Origin of the sequence: Ensifer sp. NM-2, from assembly GCF_003024455.1 — a bacterium.
In the GTDB taxonomy this organism is placed as follows: domain Bacteria; phylum Pseudomonadota; class Alphaproteobacteria; order Rhizobiales; family Rhizobiaceae; genus Ensifer; species Ensifer canadensis.
This window is the reverse complement of sequence record NZ_PVZR01000165.1, coordinates 1-409: the sequence shown is the minus strand read 5'-3', so window position 1 is coordinate 409 and position 409 is coordinate 1. Positions and strand designations below refer to the sequence as shown.

General features: G+C 67.7%; 1 protein-coding gene. It reads right to left on the bottom strand.

Features of this window, described 5'->3' with window-relative positions; genetic code table 11:
* The coding region (locus C6558_RS39305) for an ATP-binding cassette domain-containing protein (protein WP_146161033.1) at nucleotides 1–409 on the bottom strand (409 nt) is incomplete at both ends.

Sequence of the window (409 nt, the reverse complement as noted above, 5' to 3'; positions counted from 1 at the left end):
ACGAGCTCGCCGTGGAGCATCACGCACACGCGGTCCGCCATGTCCGCCACCACGCCCATGTTGTGCGTGATGAGCAGGATGCCGGTGTTCATCTTGTTCTTCAGGGAGCGCAGCAGCTCCAGGATCTCGGCCTGGACCGTCACGTCGAGCGCCGTGGTGGGCTCGTCCGCGATGATCACCTTCGGCGAGCAGCTGATCGCCATCGCGATGACGATGCGCTGGCGCTGGCCGCCCGAGAACTGGTGGGGGTACTGCTTGAGCCGGGTGGCGGCGTCGGGGATGCCCACCATGGTGAGCAGCTCGACGGCGCGCTTGTCCGCCTCGGTGCCGTAGGCGATGCCGTGCAGCTCGAGGGCCTCCGTGAGCTGGTCGCCCACGGTGAGGACGGGGTTCAGAGCCGTCATGGGCT